Origin of the sequence: Citrobacter sp. CK181 (assembly GCF_030333595.1) — a bacterium.
In the GTDB taxonomy this organism is placed as follows: Bacteria; Pseudomonadota; Gammaproteobacteria; order Enterobacterales; family Enterobacteriaceae; genus Citrobacter_B; species Citrobacter_B koseri.
On sequence record NZ_JAOWFN010000011.1, the window covers coordinates 322,661 to 347,194 of the forward strand.

Below are 24,534 nucleotides of genomic sequence, written 5' to 3' on the forward strand. Positions count from 1 at the left end.
ACAGGAGTTGCAATGTATATCCTAAGCTGGCAGCCGCCTTATGACTGGTCCTGGATGTTGGGTTTTCTCGCCGCGCGTGCGGTGAGCGGCGTCGAAACGGTTGAACCCGCGCGTTACGTTCGCAGTCTGGCGACGGGAGAACATCGGGGACTGATCGCCGTTGTACCGGAGCACCAGACGCATACGCTGCGCGTAACCCTGAGCGCGGGCTTGTTGCCCGTCGCCGAAGAATGTCTGGCAAAAATTGAACGCCTGTTCGATCTGCGCTGTAACCCCGATCAGATTGCCGACGCGCTCGGCAGTCTGGGGGCTGCGCGACCGGGATTGCGTCTGCCCGGCTCGGTGGATGCCTTCGAACAGGGCGTAAGGGCGATACTCGGGCAACTGGTCAGCGTGGCGATGGCGGCAAAGCTGACGGCGAAAGTCGCCCGTCGTTATGGCGATGTGCTTGCCGACGCGCCGGAGTATGTCTGTTTCCCCACGCCGCAAACGCTGGCGGCGGCGGACCCATTCGCGCTTAAAGCATTGGGGATGCCGCTTAAACGCGCGGAAGCGCTGATCCATCTGGCGCGTGCGACGCTGGATGGAACGTTAGAGACGGTCGCGCCGCCGGATATTGCGCTGGGGGTGAAAAACCTGCAAACCTTTCCTGGGATTGGGCGCTGGACGGCCAACTACTTCGCGCTGCGCGGCTGGCAGGCGAAAGATATCTTTTTGCCGGATGATTATCTGATTAAACAGCGGTTTTCGGGAATGACGCCCGCGCAAATCCGCCGTTATGCGGAGCGCTGGAAACCCTGGCGCTCCTACGCGTTGCTGCATATCTGGTATACGGATGGCTGGCAGCCGTCAGTTGATGGCGAAATAACTGGTGTTCAGTAACAGATCCAGCGGCTGGGCATCGGCAATGACGTCGCCGTAAATCAGATCGATGCCAATACCGGAAAGCGCATCCATGATCAGCGGCATTTGTACCGGGCCGGCAATGGTTCTGACGCCCAGCCGCTGCGCATGGCTCTGAATAATCGATACCAGCATTTCATCCATTAAATTGCCGTGAAGGCTGGCGCAGAGTTCGCTATCAAGCAACAGGTAGTCAGCCATGTGGGCGCTTAAGCAATCGAAAAGCGCCAGGTCACGGTTGACCTGGCTGAGAACAATGCGACAGCCCGCCTGACGCAGTATCTGTATCGCGGGTATGGCCTTATCGGACTCTTGCATCAGGACATGTGCCGGGATAACCAGATGCAATAAGCGCGGCGGAAGTGGGCTGCGCTCCAGTTGTTCGAGCAGCTCATCAATGAATGTTGCGCGGCTGAGTCCGGCGGCGGAAAGCGGCAGGGCGATGCTCACCCCCTTACTGGCGACGGTGGATGCCGCGTGCTGGAAAAATGTCTGAAACACGCGACGATCGAGAGCGTGGCTGAGTTCGGGATCGGTTAGCCCTGCGCGGAATGCCTGCTCCTCCATGATTTCGCCGTCGCTGGCCCACAGCCGCAGCGAGATCAGCCAAAAACCGCACGTTTCAGGGATGCGCGGCGACGCGACCCCGCGGGCGATCATCAATAGAGGGTTATCTTTGATTATGCGCCATTGTTCATCCTGAGACGTAACTTCCCGCTCGCTGTGCGCCTGTTCCTGCTGCGCTTCGTACACGGTGACACATCCCCGACCGTTGTTTTTAGAGGCATAGCAGGCGATATCCGCCTGGGACATCACGTTTGCCGCCAGGCGATTGGCGTTATTGATTATCGTGATCCCGGCGCTGGCGCCAATGGGGTGTTCACGGTCTTCCCACGTAAAGCGGTATTCATTAATCGCGTTGACGATCCGCGTAGAAATAAAGCGCGCGCTGTCGATATTGCAATCCGGCAGCAGGAGGCCAAATTCGTCCCCGCCCAGGCGGGCCAGCATATCGCTGGAACGCAGCATACTGAGCATTAAGGCGGCCAGTTCGCGAAGCAGCGCATCGCCTGCGGCATGCCCGGCGCTGTCGTTAACGGCTTTAAAGCGGTCAAGATCAATAAAGACCAGCGCATGATGCTGGCGCGTATCGCGTACCGTAAGCAGGATTTCTTTCAGATGGCTTTCAAAACTGACCCGGTTAGCCAGGTGGGTGAGGGCGTCATGAGAGGCGCTGTAGCTGAGCTGGCGCAGCATTTTCCGCGATTCCGTGACGTCCTGAATGACCAGTACGGAGCCGATATTCCCGCCGTCCAGCGTACTGAGCGGCGTAATGCTGTAATGAATGTCGTAGCGACCGCCGTTGCGACAGTGAAGCACCACATCCTGCTCAATGGCGGAACGCGACATATCCGCGCTATAGATATTTTCCATCAGCGGGCCGTTATCGCCAAAAGTGATGCGCAATACCGTCAGCAGCGGGATGCCGATCGCATGTTCCTGCTGCCAGCCGCTCATCTTTTCGGCGACAGGATTCATAAAGGTTACGTTCATATCGACGTCAATACAGACAACCGCTTCCCCGATGGAGTCCAGCGTAATGTGCAGGCGCTCTTTTTCCTGATACAGCGCCTCGTTAAGCTGTTTGACTTCGGTCATGTCCATGTTGATGCCAAGCAGGCGTTCCACGTCGCCGTCTTTATCCAGCACCCGGTTCGCCAGGGCGCGGATATGCCGGATGCCATCTTTTACGCCAATCCTGAATTCGAGCTTAAAGGGGAGACGTGCCGCCAGAGACTCGCGGATGATCTTTTCCGTCGGCGCGCGGTCTTCCGGCAACAGGCAGTCGTGCCAGAGTTGCCAGGTGGGTTTGATATGCGGCGGAACCTCATACAGCTCAAACATGCGCTTATCCCAACTGATCACGTCAGGCCGCAGTTCCCATTCCCAGATGCCGATACCGCCCGCTTCGTTCGCCAGCGTAATCCGCTCCATCAAGCGCTTGTTTACCCGTTCGGTATGTTTCAGGTCGTTGATATCTTCAATTTGCGCAATGAAATAGAGCGGGGTGTTGTCGCTATGGCGAACCAGTGAAACGGCCAGTAATGCCCAGACCACATCGCCGTCGCGGGTGTAATAGCGTTTCTCCATGGAATAGCTGTTGATATCGCCGCGCACCAGCATATTCAGCTGTTCAAGGTCGTTATGCAGATCCTCAGGCCAGGTGAGCTGTTGAAAGGTGAGGGCGCGCAGTTCATCCTGGCTGTAACCAAGAAACTGACACAATGCCTTGTTGGCCTGTAGCCATTGGCCTTCGGTGCCCACTAACGCCATGCCGATCGCGGAATATTCCATCGCGTTACGAAAGCGTAATTCGCTTTCCGTGATATTTTTTTGTTCCGCCCGAAACGCATACATCACCATTGTCATGATGTTGACGGGCAGCAGGATCATTAAAAGCGGCAGCCAGGGAACGTTCATCATGGCGTATGTTTTGGGCGTTGACAGCAGCGCCGGGTCGGATGCCAGCATCAGCGACGTCATCATGACGGTGGCGAGGAAGATCAGAAACGCTTCCATACGCGGCAGACGTATCGCGCTCCACATCAGCAGAACAATAATGCAGGTGAAAGGCCACGGGACGTACAGCATAGAGAGCCAGCTTAGCCCCAGCGTTATCGTCAGCGTAAGCAGCGTTTCAAGCAGTAAACGGGGATCGCGATGGCGAAGCAGGTAGCGCGGTTTAAACAGCAAGCCTAATGGCACCAGCGCCAGCGCGCCGATAGACTCGGACAGAATCCAAATCAAAAATGTTTTTACTGGCGTCCCTTCGGGCATCAGCAGCCAGAGCAGCGCGCCTCCCAGTAGCGGTGGAATCACCGCGCTGCCCGTCGCCAGGCGGAGCCAGTCATTCAGATTTTGTAAGGGGTTATACCAGGGCAGTAGCTTACGTAACAGGATTGCGCCGACCACCGCTTCAATAATATTGATCGCCATCCAGCCAAAATTCAGCGAACCGGCAGGAGAAAAAACGAGTGACGCGCTTATGCTGCCGAGGGAACAGACCAGTGCGATCCCCGGCCACATCCGCCCTGCGTGGCGATAAAAACCGACCATCATGATTGACGTCGGGAACCACAGCGGCGCCAGCGGCGTATCGAAACGCGACAGTTCCAGCGAGAAGAGTGTAAAGATAAAGGTGAGCAGACCTAAACTGACGAGACGCAGTAGAGGGTGAGGCAAGGTAACTAAAACATGTTGGGTTTGTTTACTCATTACCACGTTATCCGAATAGCCCTTGCCGTCGCGGAGGGCCAGGACGCGTCAGTTTTCATTCAGGATCATGCTAGTACAAACAATTTACGATTTATACGTCAGCGGCTCATAATTTGACATCTCCGGGGGATTAATTCCGGCATAAACGAATAAATCCGGCAGCTGCTTTAAAAATAATCATTTTAATTTGCGACAGGGAGAGATGGACGGCAATTTAGCGTTCTGTTATCTCGACTGGTATCGTGCCGCTGAAATCCCTATAATTGCCGCGTTTGGCGCTTCGGCGTCGCCCTCCCTAACATCCAGGTTAATCAGGTCGCTAAATTTATGACTGTTCAGTCTCATCAGTGCGTCATTATCGGTATTGCTGGCGCATCGGCTTCCGGCAAGAGTCTTATTGCCAGTACCCTTTATCGCGAATTGCGTGAACAAGTGGGTGATGAACATATCGGCGTTATTCCCGAAGACAGCTATTACAAAGATCAAAGCCATCTGTCGATGGAAGAGCGTGTAAAAACCAACTACGACCATCCTAATGCGATGGATCACAGTTTGCTGTTCCAGCATCTGCAAGCGCTCAAGCGCGGTTCGGCGATTGAATTGCCCGTATACAGCTATGTTGAACATACCCGCATGCAGGAAACCGTTCGCGTCGAGCCCAAAAAAGTCATTATTCTCGAAGGGATTTTGCTGCTGACGGACGCGCGTTTGCGTGAAGAGATGAACTTCTCTATTTTTGTCGATACCCCGCTGGATATCTGCCTGATGCGCCGTATTAAGCGCGACGTCAACGAGCGTGGGCGTTCAATGGATTCGGTGATGGCGCAGTACCAGAAAACCGTACGCCCGATGTTCCTGCAATTTATTGAACCTTCCAAGCAATACGCCGATATTATCGTACCGCGCGGCGGTAAGAACCGCATTGCGATTGATATTCTGAAGGCGAAAATCAGTCAGTTCTTTGAATAAGCCCAGCGAATTGTGTACCGTTCAGTGATAACCTGGTTCGCCCTTGACGTGTTGAACGTTAAGGGCCTGATGCACGAAAGGAGAAAGTGCCATGCGTTTGTGTGACCGAGATATTGAAGCCTGGCTGGATGAAGGCCGCTTGTCGATCAACCCGCGTCCTCCTGTTGAGCGTATTAATGGCGCGACGGTGGATGTGCGCCTTGGCAATAAATTTCGTACATTTCGTGGCCACACGGCTGCGTTTATTGATTTAAGCGGCCCGAAGGATGAGGTCAGCGCTGCGCTGGATCGCGTGATGAGCGATGAAATCGTGCTGGATGAAGGCGACGCGTTTTATCTTCATCCGGGCGAGCTGGCGCTGGCCGTGACCTTTGAGTCCGTCACGCTGCCGCCGGATCTCGTGGGGTGGCTGGATGGCCGTTCCTCGCTGGCGCGTCTTGGGCTGATGGTGCACGTTACCGCGCACCGTATCGATCCCGGCTGGTCCGGTTGCATCGTTCTGGAGTTCTACAACTCCGGGAAATTACCGCTGGCCCTGCGTCCGGGAATGCTGATTGGCGCCCTGAGCTTTGAGCCGCTCTCCGGCCCTGCCGCACGCCCTTATAACCGTCGCCAGGATGCGAAATACCGCGATCAGCAAGGCGCTGTTGCCAGCCGGATTGACAAAGACTGAGTCTGCTCCACTGAGGATAGCATGAGACGATTTCTGACGACGCTGATGATTCTCCTGGTCGTGCTGGTGGCCGGTTTCTCGGCGTTGGTGATGCTGGTGAATCCGAATGATTTCCGCGCGTATATGGTGCAGCAGGTCGCTGCGCGTAGCGGATATCAACTGCAACTGGATGGCCCTCTGCGCTGGCACGTATGGCCTCAACTCAGCATCCTCTCTGGGCGGATGGCGTTGACGGCGGAAGGCGCCAGCGAACCCCTGGTTCGGGCCGACAATATGCGCCTGGACGTTGCGCTGTGGCCGCTTCTTAGTCATCAGTTGAAGGTTGAACAGGTGATGCTCAAAGGCGCGGTCATCCAGTTGACGCCGCAGACGGAAGCGGCGCGCCGGGAAGACGCGCCTGTTGCGCCAAAAGACAATACGCTGCCGGATGTCCCGGAAGACCGTGGCTGGTCTTTTGATATCAGCAGCTTACGCGTTGCTGACAGCGTGCTGGTGTTCCAGCATGAAGACGACGAGCAAATTACGGTTCGCGATATTCGCCTGCAAATGGAGCAGGATGAACAGCATCGCGGGACGTTTGATTTTTCCGGGCGGGTGAACCGCGATCAGCGCGATCTCTCGCTCTCCTTCAACGGAACGGTCGATGCGTCTGACTATCCGCACAACTTAACGGCCGGTATCGAGCAGCTCAACTGGCAGTTGCAGGGAGCCGATTTACCGAAACAGGGTATTCAGGGCCAGGGGCAATTACAGGCGCAGTGGCAGGAAGGGCAAAAAAGGCTCTCTTTCAGTCAGCTCAGTTTAACCGCCAACGACAGCACCCTGACCGGACAGGCTCAGGTGACGCTGAGCGATGAGCCGGAATGGGCGATCGATCTGCAATTTGGCAAGCTGAATCTGGATAACCTTCTTCCGCGAAATGACGTGGCAAGCACATCCAAAAACGTGGCGCAAACGGGGCAGCAGTCGACGCGGCCGCGGCCGGTTATCGCGTCCCGCGTTGATGAACCCGCTTATCAGGGGCTAAAAGGGTTTTCTGCGGCCCTCTCTCTGCGGGCGGATAACGCGCAGTGGCGTGGCATGGCGTTTACCGACGTGTCGGCGAAAATGACGAATCAGGCCGGTTTGCTGAATATCGTCGAGTTGCAGGGGAAACTCGACGGCGGTGAGATTTCTCTGCCCGGTACGCTGGACGCGAGAGCGGCAAATCCGCGCGCCGTGTTCCAGCCGCGCCTTGAAGATGTGGAAATTGGCACGATTCTGAACGCGTTTGACTATCCCATCGCGCTGACCGGCAAAATGTCGCTGGCGGGCGATTTTTCAGGCGCGGATATTGACGCCCAGGCGTTTCGTCACAGCTGGCAAGGGCAGGCGCATGTTGAAATGCGCGACACGCGTATGGAAGGGATGAACTTCCAGCAACTGGTGCAGCAGGCGGTAACGCGTAGCGGTGGTGATGTGCAGCAATCGCAGCAGAATTTTGATAATGCGACCCGTCTGGATCGCTTTGTCACCGACCTGGCGCTGGATAACGGTAAGCTCACGCTGGGCAGCATGGAAGGGCAGTCTGCAATACTGGCGGTTTCCGGTAATGGCGCGTTGAATCTTGTTGAGCAGACCTGCGACACGCAGTTTAACGTGCGCGTGCTGGGCGGCTGGACAGGTGAAAGCAAGCTGATTGATTTCCTGAAAGAGACGCCGGTTCCGCTGCGCGTATACGGTAAGTGGCAGGCGCTGAATTACAATCTCCAGGTTGACCAGATTCTGCGTAAGCATTTGCAGGATGAAGCAAAACGTCGTCTGAGCGACTGGGCGGATCGTAATAAAGAGACCCGCAACGGTAAAGACGTGAAGAAGCTGCTGGATAAGCTGTAAGCGAATCTGAATGCCGGCTGTGAAAACAGACAGCATGTGTAGGCCGGGTAAGGCGTTTACGCCGCCATCCGGCAACACCCTACGCCTGATGGCGCTGCGCTTATCAGGCCTACAACGACACAACCGTAGGCCGGGTAAGGCGTCAGCCGCCACCCGGCATGCCGTTCTGCCTTACACCTCGTAATCTAACTCGTCATCGCTACGTAACGGAATAATCTGCACTTTCTGTACGCGGTGACTCTCAACCTGCAAGGTTTTCAACAGGTAATCTCCCACCTGAACCTCTTCTCCGGTTTTCGGCACGCGTTGCAGGTATTCCATCAACAACCCCGCGATGGTGTGGTACTCGCGTTTCTCATCCAGCGGCAGCGGAACGTACTGCACCAGATCTTCCAACGGCATATGGCCGTTGGCGGTCCAGGAGCCATCCGGGTTTTTCTGAATATCGTGACGGGCGTCGATCTCTTCCACTTCGTTCGGCAGATTACCGGCGATGGTTTCCATGACGTCGCTCAGGGTTACGATCCCTTCAACGGAACCAAACTCATCCACGACAAAAGCAAAATGCGTACGGGCGTTACGGAACTGCTCCAGCGCCGGAAGCAGCGGCAGCGTTTCAGGAAACACCAGTGGTTGACGGATCAACGCCCGCAGATCGAGCGGATCGCCGCGCAGCGATTGCTGTAGCAGGTCGATGACATGCACCACGCCAAGCAACTCTTCCTGTTCGTCCTCTCCGGTCACTACCAGACGCGTATGCTGGTTTTTTTCCAGCAGGGCGCGAATTTCCTCTTCAGGCGCGTCGAGATCGATGTGCTCAATATCATGGCGCGAGGTCATGATACTGCTGACGGTGCGCTGGTTGAGGTTCAGCACCCGCTCAATCATCTGCCGCTCTTGCGGGTTGAAAATCTGGCTGTCGTCATGATCCGCCAGCATAGCGGAGGTATCAGCATCCAGCTCGGCATCCTCCTTTTTCCCGCTGAGCAAACGCATCACCGCTTCGGTGGTGCGCTGGCGCAACGTATGGTTGGCGGATAAGAAGCGACGACGGTTGAAGATCGCCAGTTGGTTCAGCGCTTCAATCATCACCGAGAAGCCGATCGCGGCGTACAGATAACCTTTCGGAATATGGAAGCCAAACCCTTCCGCCACCAGGCTGAAGCCGATCATCAGCAGGAAGCTGAGGCAGAGGATCACGATGGTTGGGTGGCTGTTCACAAACCGGGTCAGGGATTTACTGGCCAGCAGCATCAGGCTGATGGCGATAATCACCGCCGCCATCATCACCGCAAGGTGTTCGACCATCCCCACGGCGGTAATGACCGAGTCGAGGGAGAAGATGGCGTCCAGCACTACAATTTGCGCCACCACGCCCCAGAATTTCGCCCCTTTGCGTTGGGTGGGGTTATCGCTGTCTTTCCCCTCCAGCCGCTCGTTGAGCTCCATCGTGGCTTTAAAGAGCAGGAAGAAACCGCCAAACAGCATAATCAGATCCCGGGCGCTGAAGCTCAGGTCGCGTATGCTGAAGAGAGGCTTCGTCAGCGTGACCAGCCACGAGATAGACGCCAGCAACAGCAGGCGCATGATCATCGCTAACAGCAGCCCGGTAATGCGTGCACGATCGCGCTGCGCAGGCGGCAGTTTTTCAGCGAGGATGGCAATAAAGACCAGGTTATCAATGCCGAGGACTAACTCGATGACGATAAGCGTGACGAGTCCGGCCCAGATTGATGGATCGGCAATCCATTCCATAGTGAGAATAATACCTTTCGTTATATGACAGTTGTCACAATTCGATCATGGATAAAGCTGGCGCAAAATGCAATGACATAACGTCATTTCTCTTTCTTTTATATCAGGCTTTTATGCTGAAAACGTGGCGGAAAAATAACCATAAAGTTTCCATATGGTACGGTTTTTTGAATGTGGATATATTTCGGAAATATCGCAGGTTGGGCGTTAAATATAGAATTTGTCAACATCAATAAAATCCTAAAATTATAATTTCGCCACGCTTAATATTAATCTTAAAAAGGGTGAAGTACAGGCTTGTTACCTTGCCTGCTATTACGTTAACTGCAACAATTCTTGCAGCATTAATGGTGGGCAACAAAAATATCCTGTCGCCGTCAAGCAGGCCATTACTGAGTAACTTTCTTATTTCCTGTGATGTTTCTCTGTCGCGAAGAAGAGGAAATAAAGAGGATTATAAAAACCTAAATTAATCAGTGTATTGGTAGCTAAAAAGCCAAGGGCGGTAGCGTGTCTGATAACCTGGTGACAAGTCTGAATTATTCTGTCAATAGCCTACGGATGAATCCAAATTTTTTAGGACTGATGCTAGTTAAATTTCTTTTCAATTAACTGCAATGTAAATGTGTACAGGCGAAGTCGCTATTTAAATTGCACGGGATAATTACTCTGCCAAAGTGATAAATAATCAATGATGAAATCCAAAATGAAATTGATGCCATTATTGGTGTCGGTAACCTTGATAAGTGGTTGCACAGTACTTCCGGGCAGCAATATGTCTACGATGGGTAAAGACGTGATCAAACAGCAAGACGCTGACTTTGATCTCGACCGTATGGTGAATGTCTATCCGTTGACGCCGCGTCTGGTGGAGCAATTACGACCACGTCCAAATGTGGCGCAGCCCAATATGTCACTGGACCAGGAGATCTCAAGCTACCAGTACCGCGTCGGCCCAGGCGATGTTTTGAATGTGACGGTCTGGGATCACCCGGAACTGACCACGCCCGCCGGGCAGTACCGCAGCTCCAGTGATACCGGCAACTGGGTTCAACCCGATGGCACCATGTTTTATCCCTACATCGGCAAAGTGACTGTGGTGGGCAAAACGCTGGGTGAAATTCGCAGTGATATTACCGGGCGCTTAGCGAAGTACATTGCTGACCCGCAGGTGGACGTTAATATCGCCGCTTTCCGCTCGCAGAAGGCGTATGTCTCCGGGCAGGTGAATAAATCCGGCCAGCAGGCGATCACCAACGTGCCGCTCACCGTTCTTGATGCCATCAACGCCGCCGGCGGCCTGACCGAAAACGCCGACTGGCGCAACGTCGTGCTGACGCACAATGGCCAGGAGCAGCGAATTTCTTTGCAGGCGCTGATGCAAAACGGCGATCTCAGCCAGAACCGGTTGCTCTACCCTGGAGACATCCTGTTTGTACCGCGTAATGACGATCTGAAAGTCTTCGTGATGGGTGAAGTGAAGAAACAGAGCACCCTCAAAATGGACTTCAGCGGTATGACGCTCACCGAAGCATTGGGTACGGCGGAAGGTATCGACCTGACCACCTCCAATGCCAGCGGCATCTTCGTGATTCGACCGCTGAAAGGCGAGGGCGGACGCAATGGCAAGATCGCCAATATTTATCAGCTTGATATGTCTGATGCCACCTCTCTGGTGATGGCGACGGAGTTCCGACTGCAACCTTACGATGTGGTGTACGTCACGACCGCACCGGTTGCGCGCTGGAACCGTCTGATCAATCAGTTGCTGCCGACCATCAGCGGTGTCCGTTATATGACGGATACGGCCAGCGACATTCATAACTGGTAAACGTCATGTTTAACAAAATCTTAGTTGTTTGCGTGGGGAACATTTGCCGTTCCCCAACGGCAGAGCGCTTGCTGAAAAGTTATCACCCGTCGTTAACGGTGGAGTCCGCCGGGCTGGGCGCGCTGGTGGGAAGGGGCGCCGACCGGTCGGCGGTCAGCGTGGCGGCGGCGCATAACCTCTCTCTTGAAGGTCATTGCGCCCGCCAGATCTCCGGGCGTATGTGCCGGGATTATGACCTGATTCTGGCGATGGAAAAACGCCATATCGCCAGACTGTGCGAGATGGCGCCAGAGATGCGCGGGAAAGTGATGTTGTTCGGCCACTGGGACAGCGAGCGTGAAATACCCGACCCGTATCGCAAAAGTCGCGAGGCGTTTGAAGCGGTGTACACATTACTTGAAAGGTCTGCTCGCCAATGGGCGCAGGCATTGAACGCAGAGCAGGTATAACAATGACAGAAAAAGTAAAACAGCTTGCCGCTCCGGTAACGGGCAGTGATGAAATCGATATCGGTCGCCTGGTGGGAACCGTCATTGAAGCGCGCTGGTGGGTGCTTGGCATTACGGCGGTATTTGCGCTGTGCGCGGTGATTTACACGCTATTCGCCACGCCGATTTACAGCGCCGACGCGCTGGTACAAATCGAGCAAAATACCGGTAACTCGCTGGTGCAGGATATTGGCTCTGCGCTGGCCAATAAACCGCCGGCATCAGAAGCGGAAATTCAGCTGATTCAGTCGCGTCTGGTTCTGGGGAAAACCGTTGACGATCTCGACCTGGATATCTCCGTCACCAAAAACACCTTCCCGCTGTTTGGCGCAGGCTGGGAGCGCCTGATGGGGCGGCAGAATGAGACGGTGAAAGTGACAACGTTCACCCGTCCAAAAGAGATGGGCGAGCAGGTTTTCACGCTTAACGTGCTGAGTGACAAAACCTACGAACTGACCAGCGACGGCGGCTTTAGCGCGCGCGGTCAGGCCGGGCAACTGCTGAGTAAAGATGGCGTGACGATGATGGTGAGCGCTATCCATGCCCGCCCGGACAGTGAATTTACCGTCACTAAATTCTCCACGCTTGGGATGATCAACAATCTGCAAAACAACCTGACCGTGACGGAAAACGGCAAAGATACCGGCGTATTGAGCCTGGCCTTTACCGGTGAAGACAAGGATCAGATCCGCGATATTCTCAACAGCATCACCCGCAACTATCTCGAACAGAACGTTGAGCGGAAGTCTGCGGAAGCGGCGAAAAGTCTGGCGTTCCTGGCGAAACAGTTGCCGGAAGTGCGCAGTCGCCTGGACGTCGCGGAAAACAAACTCAACGCCTTCCGTCAGGATAAAGACTCCGTGGACTTACCGCTGGAGGCCAAGGCGGTGCTGGATTCGATGGTGAATATCGACGCCCAGCTTAACGAACTGACCTTCAAAGAGGCGGAAATCTCCAAGCTGTTTACTAAAGCGCATCCGGCTTACCGTACGCTGCTGGAAAAACGTAAAGCGCTGGAAGACGAAAAAGCCAAACTGAACGGGCGGGTGACGGCAATGCCGAAAACGCAGCAGGAAATTGTGCGTCTAACGCGCGACGTCGAATCCGGTCAGCAGGTTTATATGCAACTGCTGAACAAGCAGCAGGAGCTGAAGATCACCGAGGCCAGTACCGTCGGGGATGTGCGTATTGTTGACCCGGCGATTGCCCAGCCGGGCGTGCTGAAGCCGAAAAAAGCGCTGATTATTCTTGGCAGCATTATTCTTGGCCTGATGCTCTCTATCGTCGGCGTGCTGCTGCGTTCGCTGTTTAACCGTGGGATTGAAAGTCCGCAGGTGCTCGAAGAACACGGCATCAGCGTCTATGCCAGCATTCCGCTGTCGGAGTGGCAGAAAGCGCGCGATAACGTCAAAACGATTAAGGGCGTTAAGCGCTACAAACAGAGCCAGTTGCTGGCGGTGGGGAACCCAACCGATCTGGCGATTGAAGCGGTGCGTAGCCTGCGTACCAGCCTGCATTTCGCCATGATGCAGGCGCAAAACAATGTGCTGATGTTGACCGGGGTCAGCCCGTCTATCGGCAAAACCTTTGTCTGCGCCAACCTGGCGGCGGTCATCAGCCAGACCAACAAACGCGTGCTGCTGATCGACTGCGATATGCGTAAAGGCTATACCCACGAGCTGCTGGGCACCAACAACGTGAATGGTCTGTCCGACATTCTGGTGGGCAAAGGAGATATCGCCTCCTGCGCTAAACCCACTTCCATCCCGCATTTCGATCTGGTGCCGCGAGGACAGGTGCCGCCTAACCCGTCGGAACTGCTGATGAGCGAGCGCTTTGGCGAACTGATTGCCTGGGCCAGCGCGCGCTATGACCTGGTCTTAATCGATACGCCGCCGATTCTGGCGGTGACCGATGCGGCGATCGTCGGACGGCATGTCGGCACCACGCTGATGGTGGCGCGTTACGCCGTTAACACATTAAAAGAGGTGGAAACCAGCCTGAGCCGCTTTGAGCAGAACGGCATTCCGGTAAAAGGCGTAATCCTCAACTCCATCTTCCGACGGGCGACCGGTTATCAGGATTACGGTTACTACGAGTACGAATACAAGTCGGATTCAAAATAATAAGTCGCCTGATGACGCTGCGCTTATCAGGCCTACAGAGCCGACAAGATTGCTGGTGACTGTAGGCCGGATAAGGTGTTTACACCGCCATCCGACACTATCCGGGGAATGAGAATGACAATAGACAACCCACTGATTTCGATCTACATGCCAACCTGGAATCGGCAGCAACTGGCGATTCGCGCGATTAAATCGGTGCTGCGCCAGGACTATACCCACTGGGAAATGATCATTGTGGATGACTGCTCCTCATCGTATGAGCAGTTGCAGCAGTTTGTTGAAGGGTTAAACGACCCGCGCGTGCGCTACACCCACAATGCGATCAATTCCGGCGCCTGCGCGGTGCGTAATCAGGCCATTATGCAGGCGAAAGGGCAGTACATCACCGGGATCGATGATGATGATGAATGGACGCCGAACCGTCTGAGCGTGTTCCTTGAACATAAGCATCAGCTGGTAACGCACGCGTTTTTATACGCCAATGACTATGTCTGCGAAGGCGAGGTTTACTCGCAGCCGGCCAGTCTGCCGCTGTACCCGAAATCGCCGTACTCACGCCGTCTTTTTTATAAACGCAATATCATTGGCAATCAGGTCTTTACCTGGGCCTGGCGTTTTAAAGAGTGCCTGTTTGATACTGAACTGAAAGCCGCGCAGGACTACGATATTTTCCTGCGTATGGTGGTTGAGTACGGCGAACCGTGGAAAGTGGAAGAGGCGACGCAGATTCTGCACATCAATCACGGTGAAATGCAGATCACCTCCTCGCCGAAAAAGTTCTCCGGCTACTTCCATTTCTACCGCAAACATAAAGACAAATTCGACCGCGCCAGCAAAAAGTATCAGCTGTTTACGCTGTACCAGATCCGCAATAAGCGAATGACCTGGCGCACGTTGCTGACGCTGTTTTCTGTGCGTAACGGCAAACGCCTGGCTGACGGACTGCGGGGGCGTTAAGGATGCTGGAGGATCTACGCGCAAACAGCTGGAGTCTGCGCCCGTGCTGCATGGTGCTGGCCTACCGCGTTGCCCATTTTTGTTCCGTCTGGCGCAAAAAAAATGTGCTGAATAACCTGTGGGCCGCGCCGGTGCTGGTGCTGTACCGCCTGATGACCGAATGCCTGTTTGGTTACGAAATTCAGGCTGCCGCAACCATCGGCCGACGCTTCACCATCCATCACGGTTATGCCGTCGTGATCAATAAGCATGTCGTCGCGGGCGACGACTTCACCGTGCGTCATGGCGTCACCATCGGCAACCGGGGCGGCGACAGCCTGGCGTGCCCGGTCATTGGTAACGGCGTTGAGCTGGGCGCTAACGTCATTTTGCTGGGGGATATCACCATCGGCAATAACGTGACTATCGGGGCGGGCAGCGTGGTGCTCGACACGGTTCCCGATAACGCGCTGGTAGTGGGAGAGAAGGCGCGAGTGAAGGTAATTAAATGAATATTCTGCAATTTAATGTTCGACTGGCGGAAGGCGGCGCGGCGGGCGTGGCATTAGACCTGCACCTGCGCGCGCTACAAAAAGGCCTGACCTCGCACTTTGTCTATGGCTACGGCAAAGGCGGGAAGAAAAGCGTCAGCCACAGCAACTACCCGCATGTGATTAAACAGACGCCGCGTCTGACATCGGTCGCCAATATCGCGCTGTTTCGTCTGTTTAACCGCGACCTCTTTGGCAATCTCGATAACCTGTACCGCAAAGTGACCCGGACACCCGGCCCGCTGGTGCTGCATTTTCATGTGCTGCACAGCTACTGGCTGAATCTGGCAGAGGTTGTCGCTTTCTGCGAGAAGGTGAAAAACCATAAGCCGGACGTGAGGCTGGTCTGGACGCTGCACGATCACTGGAGCGTGACCGGACGCTGTGCCTTTACCGACGGCTGTGAAGGCTGGAAAAGCGGCTGTCAGAAATGCCCGACGCTGACCAATTATCCGCCGGTAAAAGTGGACAGAGCGCACCAGCTGGTGGTGGGCAAGCGGCAGCTGTTTCAGCAGATGCTCTCGCTGGGCTGTCAGTTTATCTCGCCCAGCCAGCATGTGGCGGAGGCGTTTAACAGCCTGTACGGGGCAGGGCGTTGTCGCATTATCAATAATGGCATTGATGTGGCGACCGAAGCGATTCTGTCCGAACTGTCGCCGGTGAGCGAGCGCCAGGGCAAACCGAAAATTGCCGTGGTGGCGCACGATCTGCGCTATGACGGCAAAACAAACCAGCAGCTGGTGCGCGACATGATGGCGGCAGGCAACAACATTGAGCTGCACACCTTCGGTAAGTTTTCCCCCTTCGACGGTGAGAACGTGGTGAATCACGGCTTTGAAACCGATAAACGCAAGCTGATGAGCGCCCTTAACCAGATGGATGCGCTGGTGTTCAGCTCCCGGGTCGATAATTACCCGCTGATTTTGTGTGAAGCGTTATCTATCGGCGTGCCGGTGATCGCCACGCACAGCGACGCGGCGCAGGAGGTGCTGGCAAAATCGGGCGGGCGAACGTTCAGTGAAGACGAGGTGCTGAACCTGGTGCAGATGAGCAAATCAGACATTGCCCAGGCCGTATTTGGCGCCTCGCTGGAGGCCTTTTGCGAGCGTAGCCGCACCGCATACAGCGGACAACAGATGCTGGAGGAGTATGTCTCGTTCTATCAGAATCTGTAGTTACCTGCTGCTGCCGCTGATCTACCTGCTGGTCAACGTCAAAATTGCCCAACTGGGCGAAAGCTTCCCCATCACCATCGTCACCTTTTTACCCGTTTTGCTGTTGTTGTTCATTGAGCGCATCAGCATTAAAAAATTGATGATTGCGCTGGGTGTGGGGGCAGGGCTGACGGCGTTTAACTACCTGTTCGGTCAGTCGCTGGATGCCAGCAAATATGTCACCTCGACGATGCTGTTTGTTTACATCGTCATCATTATCGGCATGGTGTGGAGTATTCGTTTTAAAACCGTTTCCCCGCATAACTACCGCAAGATATTACGTTTTTTCTATATGGTGGTGGCATTTGTGGTGGCGCTGGCGGCAGTTGAGATGGCGCAGATCATTCTCACCGGCGGCAGCAGTTTAATGGAAGGAATTTCGAAATATCTTATTTACAGTAATAGCTATGTGCTGAATTTTATTAAATTTGGCGGTAAGCGAACCACTGCGCTCTATTTTGAACCGGCGTTTTTTGCTCTGGCGTTAATCTCAATTTGGCTCAGCATCAAACAGTTTGGTATCAAAACCCCTAAGACCGATGCTATGATTCTGGCAGGGATAATATTATCAGGATCATTTTCAGGGGTAATGACCTTTATCCTGTTTTACTTACTGGAGTGGGCATTTCAGTATCTGAATAAGGATGCGATAAGGAAAAAATTGCCACTGGCGATTATTTCGTTGGGCGTATTTTTAGTCGGTGTGGTTTTTGCGTTTCCTTATATCGCTGAACGTCTTGGAGATTTAGGAACGGAAGGTTCGTCATCGTATTATCGTATCGTTGGGCCATTAGTGATGGTCGGTTATTCGTTGACCCATATTGATGGCGTAGTCAGATTTGGCTCACTTTATGAATATGTCGCATCATTCGGAATTTTTAACGGTGCGGATGTCGGGAAAACAATAGACAATGGCCTGTATCTGCTGATTATTTATTTCTCATGGTTCGCGGTGTTATTGACCGCATGGTACATGTGGAAAATCTTAAAAATGACGCTGAATGCGTTTGGCGATAATCAGAATTTTCGGGTGCAGCTTTATCTCTTTACGCCGGTATCGTTGTTTTTTACCGGTTCGATATTTAGCCCGGAATATGCATTTTTAATCGTTTGTCCTTTTATTTTGCGCAAAGCGCTAAATATTACGAATTCATGACGAGGTGGTTTTATGTTACTTAGCGTCGTTACTGTCGCCTTTCGTAATTACGACGGCGTGGTAAACACCTGGCGCTCGCTGCGCAACCTGGCGCGCGATCCCAGCCTGACCTTTGAATGGATTGTCGTGGACGGCGGTTCGGATGACGGCACCGCCCAGTTTCTGGAAAAACTCAACGGTGAGTTTCACTTACGCTTCGTAAGTGAAAAGGATCGCGGCATTTACGACGCGATGAACAAAGGCATTGCGATGGCGCAAGGGCGCTATACTCTTTTCCTCAATTCCGGCGATGTGTTTCATGAAGATGTCACCGATTTTGTCCGTCAACTGGGGCGAAAAAATGATGACGCGATGTACATTGGCGACGCGTTGCTGGATTTTGGTGAAGGAAATAAAACCCGACGAAGCGCCAAACATGGCTGGTATATCTACCACAGCTTACCCGCCAGCCATCAGGCTATTTTCTTCCCGACCGCAGGGCTGAAAAAACATCCATACGATCTGCAATATAAGGTGTCATCTGATTACGCGCTGGCAGCCAGTCTTTATAAATCAGGCTATCCTTTCCGTCGAATCAAAGGGTTGGTGTCTGAATTTTCTATGGGCGGCGTGTCAACCTCAAACAATCTGGAATTATGCCGGGATGCAAAAAACGTGCAGCGTAAAATATTACGCGTCCCCGGATTCTGGGCGGAATTATCTTATTTACTACGTCTGAAAACGACAGGCAAAGCAAAAGCCTTATATAACAAAGCCTGAATATAAGGAAAAATGATGCAGGATTTAAGCGGCTTCTCGGTGCCGAAAGGGTTCCGGGGCGGCAATGCAATAAAAGTGCAATTATGGTGGGCGGTGCAGGCGACGTTATTTAGCTGGTCGCCGCAGGTGATGTATCGCTGGCGCGCATTTTTATTACGGATGTTTGGCGCAAAAATAGGAAAAAACGCAGTCATCCGACCTTCTGTAAAAATTACGTATCCGTGGAAATTGACGTTAGGTGATTACGCTTGGGTCGGCGATGACGCCGTTTTATATACGCTGGGTGACATTACGATTGGCGCACACTCTGTTATTTCGCAGAAAAGCTATTTATGTACCGGCAGCCATGATTATGCCAGCGCCCATTTTGATATTAACGCCACGCCAATTGTGATTGGCGAGAAATGCTGGCTGGCGACGGATGTCTTTGTCGCTCCCGGCGTAACGATAGGCGACGGCACCGTCGTTGGTGCGCGAAGCAGTGTTTTTAAATCGCTACCGGCAAACACAATCTGCCGTGGCAATCCCGCAGTGGTAACGCGCGAGCGCGTTGAGAAAGTTACTCCCTAACGGGACTATTTGAGGAAAATAAAATGTCAAAAGTCGCTCTCATTACTGGCGTAACCGGGCAGGATGGTTCTTACCTGGCGGAACTTCTGCTGGAGAAAGGTTACGAGGTTCATGGTATCAAGCGTCGCGCGTCTTCGTTCAATACCGAACGCGTGGATCATATCTATCAGGACCCGCATGCCAGCAACCCGAAATTCCACCTGCACTACGGTGATCTGACCGATTCATCCAACCTGACCCGCATTTTGCAGGAAGTGCAGCCGGATGAAGTCTACAACCTGGGGGCAATGAGCCACGTTGCGGTTTCGTTTGAGTCCCCGGAATACACCGCCGACGTAGATGCGCTGGGTACGCTGCGTCTGCTGGAGGCAATCCGCTTCCTGGGCCTGGAAAAGAAAACCCGTTTCTATCAGGCTTCCACCTCTGAGCTGTACGGTCTGGTGCAGGAAATTCCACAAAAAGAGACCACGCCGTTCTATCCGCGCTCTCCGTATGCCGTCGCCAAACTGTACGCCTACTGGATCACCGTTAACTACCGCGAATCCTACGGCATCTACGCCTGTAACGGCATTCTGTTCAACCATGAATCTCCGCGTCGTGGCGAAACCTTCGTGACCCGCAAAATCACCCGCGCGATTGCCAATATCGCTCAGGGGCTGGAGTCCTGCTTGTTCCTCGGCAACATGGATTCCCTGCGTGACTGGGGCCATGCCAAAGACTACGTCAAGATGCAGTGGATGATGCTGCAACAAGAGACGCCGGAAGATTTCGTGATCGCGACCGGCGTGCAGTACTCCGTGCGTCAGTTCGTCGAAATGGCGGCGGCACAGCTGGGGATCAAACTGCGCTTTGAAGGGGAAGGCGTGGAAGAGAAAGGGATTGTCGTTTCTGTCACCGGTCATGACGCGCCGGGCGTGAAGCCGGGTGATGTGATTATCGCCGTTGACCCGCGCTACTTCCGTCCTGCGGAAGTGGAAACCCTGCTGGGCGACCCGTCAAAAGCGCACGAGAAGCTGGGCTGGAAACCGGAGATCACACTCCAGGAGATGGTGTCTGAAATGGTTGCGAAAGACCTGGAAGCGGCGAAGAAACATTCCTTGCTGAAATCTCATGGCTACGAGGTTGCCATCGCGCTGGAGTCCTGAGGATGATGAAACAACGTATTTTTGTGGCGGGCCATCGCGGGATGGTGGGTTCCGCCATCGTAAGACAGCTGGCGCAGCGCGAGGATGTGGAACTGGTGCTTCGCACTCGCGACGAGCTGAATTTGCTGGACAGCCGGGCGGTACAGGCATTCTTCGCTGAAGAACGCATTGACCAGGTTTATCTGGCAGCGGCGAAGGTGGGTGGTATTGTCGCCAACAATACGTACCCGGCCGATTTCATCTACGAGAACATGATGATTGAGAGCAACATCATTCACGCCGCGCATCTGCACAACGTGAACAAGCTGTTGTTCCTCGGTTCCTCCTGTATCTACCCCAAACTGGCAAAACAGCCGATGGCGGAAAGCGAACTGCTGCAAGGGTCGCTTGAACCAACCAACGAGCCGTATGCCATCGCCAAAATTGCCGGGATCAAACTGTGCGAGTCCTGGAATCGCCAGTTTGACCGCGATTACCGCTCGGTCATGCCGACCAACCTGTACGGGCCGCATGACAACTTCCACCCGAATAATTCGCACGTCATTCCCGCGCTGCTGCGTCGCTTCCATGAAGCGACCGAACAGAACGCGCCGGATGTAGTGGTATGGGGCAGCGGGACACCGATGCGCGAGTTCCTGCATGTGGATGATATGGCTGCCGCCAGCATCCATGTGATGGAGCTGGATCGCGAAGTGTGGCAGGAGAACACGCAGCCGATGCTCTCGCACATCAACGTCGGTACTGGTGTGGATTGCACCATTCGGGAGCTGGCGCAAACGATCGCTCAGGTCGTGGGCTACAAAGGGCGGGTGGTGTTTGACGCCACGAAACCGGACGGCGCGCCGCGCAAACTGCTCGACGTAACGCGCCTGCATCAGCTTGGCTGGTATCACGAGGTGTCGCTGGAGGCCGGGCTTGCCAGCACTTACCAGTGGTTCCTTGAGAACCAGCACCGGTTCCGGGGGTAAACATGTTTTTACGTCAGGAAGATTTCGCTACCGTCGTGCGCTCTACGCCGCTGATCTCCATTGATTTGATCGTGGAGAATGAGCACGGCGAATTCCTGCTGGGCAAGCGCACCAATCGCCCTGCGCAGGGTTACTGGTTCGTACCGGGCGGGCGCGTGCAGAAGGATGAGACGCTGGAAAAAGCGTTTGAGCGTCTCACTCAGGCGGAACTGGGGCTGCGTTTACCGCTGTCCGCAGGCGCGTTTTATGGCGTCTGGCAGCACTTCTATGACGATAACTTCTCCGGCGAAGACTTTACCACTCATTACGTTGTGCTTGGTTTTCGCCTGAAGGTGAATCAGGCGGATCTGCATCTGCCTGATGAACAACATGAAGATTATCGCTGGCAGACGCCTGAGCGGCTTCTGGCAAGCGCCAGCGTTCACGACAACAGTCGGGCGTACTTCCTCGCGGATCGTCAGTCCGGGGTGCCTGGATGTTACACGAAATCATTCAGCCTGAATCAAGGCGGCAGGGGTGAGCAGATGCAGCCAACGCAGAGTCAGGTTGAAGGATGAAGCGTATGAGAATCCTTGTGTATGGCATCAACTACTCGCCGGAGCTAACCGGCATCGGTAAATACACCGGCGAGATGGTGGAGTGGATGGCGCGTGAAGGGCATGAGGTTCGGGTGATCACCGCGCCGCCTTACTACCCGCAGTGGAAAGTGGGCGAGCAGTATTCCTCCTGGCGTTATCGCCGGGAAGAGGGGGCGGCCACCGTCTGGCGCTGCCCGTTATATGTTCCGACGCAGCCATCGACGCTGAAACGCTTGCTGCACCTGGGCAGTTTCGCCCTGAGCAGTTTCTTCCCGCTGATGGCGCAGCGACGCTGGAAGCCGGATCGGATTATCGGCGTGGTGCCGACGCTGTTTTGCACGCCAGGTATGCGTTTGCTGGCGAAACTCTCCGGCGCGCGCACGTTGCTGCATATTCAGGACTACGAGGTGGATGCGATGCTCGGTCTGGGGCTGGCCGGGCAAGGCAAGAGCGGTAAGGTTGCCCGACTGGCCGCCGCGTTCGAGCGCAGCGGTCTGCACAACGTCGATAACGTCTCCACCATCTCCCGCTCAATGATGAATAAAGCGCAGGAGAAAGGGGTCGCGGCAGACAAGGTGATTTTCTTCCCTAACTGGTCGGAAGTGGCGCGTTTTCGCGACGTGACCGCTAGCGATGCGGCCCGCTTACGCCAGACGTTAGGGTTGCCGGGTGATAAAAAAATCATTCTGTACTCCGGCAATATCGGTGAAAAACAAGGGCTTGAGAACGTGATCGACGCCGCTGAGCGTCTTACCGATCGCCCCTGGTTGTTTGTCATTGTCGGGCAGGGCGGCGGCAAAGCGCGGCTGGAAAAAATGGCCCGTGAGCGCGGCCTGGATAACGTCAAATTTTATCCGCTTCAGCCTTATGAAGCCTTACCTGCGCTGCTGAAGATGGGCGATTGCCATCTGGTGGTGCAAAAGCGCGGCGCGGCGGATGCCGTTTTGCCGTCGAAACTGACCAATATTCTGGCGGTGGGCGGCAACGCGGTGATTACCGCTGAACCGGAAACCGAACTCGGCCAGCTTTGTCGCGACTATCCCGGCATTGCCGTTTGCGTGGAACCGGAGTCGGTCGACGCGCTGGTGACGGGGATTACCCAGGCGCTTGCCATGCCTGAGAACAACACGGTGGCATGCGAATATGCCGAACGCACGCTCGATAAAGAGAACGTGTTACGTCAATTTATTACAGATATTCGGGGATAAATCATGGGTCAACGTAAACTTTATCCGGTCGTGATGGCGGGTGGCTCGGGTAGCCGTTTATGGCCGCTTTCTCGTGTACTTTATCCAAAACAGTTTCTCTGCCTGAAGGGCGATCTCACCATGCTGCAAACGACCATTTGTCGTCTGAACGGCGTGGAGTGCGAAAGCCCGGTGGTGATCTGCAATGAGCAGCACCGCTTTATTGTCGCCGAACAGTTGCGCCAGCTAAACAAACTGACGGAGAACATTATTCTCGAACCTGCCGGGCGCAATACCGCGCCAGCGATTGCGCTGGCGGCGTTGGCGGCGAAACGCCACAGCCCGGAAGGCGATCCGCTGATGCTGGTACTGGCGGCCGATCACGTCATTGCTGATGAAGGGGCGTTTCGTGACGCGGTGCGTAACGCCATTCCGTATGCCGAAGCGGGTAAGCTGGTCACGTTCGGCATCGTGCCGGATCTGCCGGAAACCGGCTACGGCTATATTCGTCGCGGCGATGTCTCTCCCGGCGAGCAAGACGCGGTTGCTTTTGACGTCGCGCAGTTTGTCGAAAAACCCAATCTTGAAACCGCGCAGGCCTACGTGGCGAGCGGCGACTACTACTGGAACAGCGGGATGTTCCTGTTCCGCGCCGGGCGTTATCTGGAAGAACTGAAAAAATACCGTCCCGATATTCTGGACGCCTGCGAAAACGCGATGAGCATCGTTGACCCCGACCTCGACTTTATCCGCGTGGATGAAGAGGCGTTCCTCGCCTGCCCGGAAGAGTCGGTGGACTACGCGGTGATGGAGCGCACGGCGGATGCGGTGGTTATGCCGATGGATGCCGGCTGGAGCGACGTGGGTTCCTGGTCTTCACTGTGGGAAATCAGCGCGCACACCGCCGAGGGAAACGTGCATCACGGCGACGTCATTAGCCATAAAACGGAAAACAGCTACGTTTATGCGGAGTCGGGCCTGGTGACGACCGTCGGGGTGAAAGACCTGGTGGTTGTACAGACCAAAGATGCGGTGCTGATTGCCGATCGCAATGCGGTGCAGGATGTGAAAAAAGTGGTGGAGCAGATTAAAGCTGACGGGCGTCATGAGCACCATATCCACCGTGAAGTCTACCGGCCGTGGGGCAAATACGACTCTATCGACGCCGGCGACCGTTATCAGGTGAAACGTATTACCGTTAAACCCGGCGAGGGGCTCTCCGTGCAGATGCATCACCATCGGGCGGAGCACTGGGTGGTGGTTGCAGGGACGGCAAAAGTCACCATCAACGGCGAAATCAAACTGCTCGGTGAAAACGAGTCTGTCTACATACCTCTGGGGGCGACCCACTGCCTGGAGAATCCGGGAAAAATTCCGCTCGACCTGATTGAAGTCCGCTCCGGTTCGTACCTTGAAGAGGACGACGTGGTGCGCTTCGCCGATCGCTACGGGCGGGTGTAAGCCTGGTAAGTTGCCGGATGGCGCGTTGCTTATCCGGCCTACAGGTCCGTAGGCCCGGTAAGCGTAGCGTCACCGGGCAATAAAACAAAAATTGAAAAAGGCTCTTACGAGAG

General features: G+C 54.6%; 19 protein-coding genes and 1 pseudogene. 18 read left to right on the forward strand and 2 right to left on the reverse strand.

Annotation, left to right across the window (positions count from 1 at the left end; translation table 11 throughout):
• Positions 1–12: 12 nt before the first annotated feature.
• The gene (alkA, locus tag OGW17_RS05620; protein WP_114647335.1) at positions 13–882 is read left to right on the forward strand and encodes a DNA-3-methyladenine glycosylase 2; all 870 of its coding nucleotides are present in this window, start codon (positions 13–15) and stop codon (positions 880–882) included.
• Here alkA and OGW17_RS05625 read toward each other — a convergent pair.
• Positions 850–4,179, reverse strand: a complete 3,330-nt coding sequence (locus OGW17_RS05625; RefSeq protein ID WP_071258918.1) for a diguanylate cyclase — start codon at positions 4,177–4,179, stop codon at positions 850–852. The two genes, alkA and OGW17_RS05625, sit on opposite strands and share 33 nt — an antisense overlap.
• A 327-nt stretch (positions 4,180–4,506) precedes the next feature.
• Between OGW17_RS05625 and udk the strand changes: the two genes are divergently transcribed.
• From udk to asmA, 3 genes are all read left to right on the forward strand, one after another.
• Entirely contained in the window at positions 4,507–5,148 is a 642-nt protein-coding gene (gene udk / locus OGW17_RS05630) for a uridine kinase (protein ID WP_024130192.1), read from the forward strand.
• A 91-nt stretch (positions 5,149–5,239) separates the two neighbouring features.
• Positions 5,240–5,821, forward strand: coding sequence for a dCTP deaminase (gene dcd / locus OGW17_RS05635; RefSeq protein ID WP_012131692.1), 582 nt, complete (start codon positions 5,240–5,242; stop codon positions 5,819–5,821).
• Between the two features lie 21 nt (positions 5,822–5,842).
• Positions 5,843–7,696 carry an outer membrane assembly protein AsmA gene (gene asmA / locus OGW17_RS05640; protein ID WP_114647336.1) on the forward strand — a complete coding sequence of 618 codons (1,854 nt, stop codon included), beginning with the start codon at positions 5,843–5,845 and terminating at the stop codon, positions 7,694–7,696.
• A 171-nt stretch (positions 7,697–7,867) separates the two neighbouring features.
• On the opposite strand, the gene OGW17_RS05645 is transcribed toward asmA, so the two are convergent.
• On the reverse strand, positions 7,868–9,451 hold the full coding sequence (locus tag OGW17_RS05645; RefSeq protein WP_058669389.1) for a TerC family protein: 1,584 nt from the start codon (positions 9,449–9,451) through the stop codon (positions 7,868–7,870).
• Between the two features lie 691 nt (positions 9,452–10,142).
• Here OGW17_RS05645 and OGW17_RS05650 point away from each other — a divergent pair.
• From OGW17_RS05650 to cpsB, 14 genes and pseudogenes are all read left to right on the forward strand, one after another.
• A complete protein-coding gene (locus OGW17_RS05650; RefSeq protein ID WP_012131699.1) occupies positions 10,143–11,282 on the forward strand; it encodes a polysaccharide export protein in 1,140 nt (379 codons plus the stop codon).
• 5 nt (positions 11,283–11,287) lie between these two features.
• Positions 11,288–11,731: a low molecular weight protein-tyrosine-phosphatase Wzb gene (gene wzb / locus OGW17_RS05655; protein ID WP_012131700.1), complete on the forward strand. Its 444-nt coding sequence runs from the start codon at positions 11,288–11,290 to the stop codon at positions 11,729–11,731.
• Positions 11,732–11,733: 2 nt separating this feature from the next.
• A complete protein-coding gene (gene wzc / locus OGW17_RS05660) occupies positions 11,734–13,896 on the forward strand; it encodes a tyrosine-protein kinase Wzc (protein ID WP_071258913.1) in 2,163 nt (720 codons plus the stop codon).
• A gap of 114 nt (positions 13,897–14,010) precedes the next feature.
• The gene (wcaA, locus tag OGW17_RS05665) at positions 14,011–14,853 is read left to right on the forward strand and encodes a colanic acid biosynthesis glycosyltransferase WcaA (RefSeq protein WP_024130193.1); all 843 of its coding nucleotides are present in this window, start codon (positions 14,011–14,013) and stop codon (positions 14,851–14,853) included.
• A 2-nt stretch (positions 14,854–14,855) separates the two neighbouring features.
• Positions 14,856–15,344 (forward strand): colanic acid biosynthesis acetyltransferase WcaB, encoded by a 489-nt coding sequence (gene wcaB / locus OGW17_RS05670; RefSeq protein ID WP_049011279.1) that lies wholly within the window; start codon positions 14,856–14,858, stop codon positions 15,342–15,344.
• On the forward strand, positions 15,341–16,558 hold the full coding sequence (wcaC, locus tag OGW17_RS05675; protein WP_047462595.1) for a colanic acid biosynthesis glycosyltransferase WcaC: 1,218 nt from the start codon (positions 15,341–15,343) through the stop codon (positions 16,556–16,558). Before wcaB ends, wcaC begins: the two co-directional genes overlap by 4 nt.
• Positions 16,533–17,753: a colanic acid polymerase WcaD gene (gene wcaD, locus OGW17_RS05680; protein WP_012131705.1), complete on the forward strand. Its 1,221-nt coding sequence runs from the start codon at positions 16,533–16,535 to the stop codon at positions 17,751–17,753. Before wcaC ends, wcaD begins: the two co-directional genes overlap by 26 nt.
• Positions 17,754–17,765: 12 nt before the next feature.
• The gene (wcaE, locus tag OGW17_RS05685) at positions 17,766–18,512 is read left to right on the forward strand and encodes a colanic acid biosynthesis glycosyltransferase WcaE (RefSeq protein ID WP_071258911.1); all 747 of its coding nucleotides are present in this window, start codon (positions 17,766–17,768) and stop codon (positions 18,510–18,512) included.
• Between the two features lie 15 nt (positions 18,513–18,527).
• On the forward strand, positions 18,528–19,082 hold the full coding sequence (gene wcaF / locus OGW17_RS05690) for a colanic acid biosynthesis acetyltransferase WcaF (protein ID WP_047462599.1): 555 nt from the start codon (positions 18,528–18,530) through the stop codon (positions 19,080–19,082).
• Positions 19,083–19,105: 23 nt separating this feature from the next.
• The gene (gene gmd, locus OGW17_RS05695; RefSeq protein ID WP_012131708.1) at positions 19,106–20,227 is read left to right on the forward strand and encodes a GDP-mannose 4,6-dehydratase; all 1,122 of its coding nucleotides are present in this window, start codon (positions 19,106–19,108) and stop codon (positions 20,225–20,227) included.
• Between the two features lie 2 nt (positions 20,228–20,229).
• A complete protein-coding gene (gene fcl / locus OGW17_RS05700; protein WP_071258909.1) occupies positions 20,230–21,195 on the forward strand; it encodes a GDP-L-fucose synthase in 966 nt (321 codons plus the stop codon).
• A gap of 2 nt (positions 21,196–21,197) precedes the next feature.
• Positions 21,198–21,671: pseudogene (locus tag OGW17_RS05705) on the forward strand (GDP-mannose mannosyl hydrolase); the annotation flags it as partial.
• A gap of 86 nt (positions 21,672–21,757) precedes the next feature.
• Positions 21,758–22,981 (forward strand): colanic acid biosynthesis fucosyltransferase WcaI, encoded by a 1,224-nt coding sequence (gene wcaI, locus OGW17_RS05710; protein ID WP_071259074.1) that lies wholly within the window; start codon positions 21,758–21,760, stop codon positions 22,979–22,981.
• Positions 22,982–22,984: 3 nt separating this feature from the next.
• Complete coding sequence (gene cpsB / locus OGW17_RS05715; RefSeq protein WP_012131712.1) at positions 22,985–24,421, forward strand: mannose-1-phosphate guanyltransferase; 1,437 nt, start codon at positions 22,985–22,987, stop codon at positions 24,419–24,421.
• Positions 24,422–24,534: the final 113 nt, after the last annotated feature.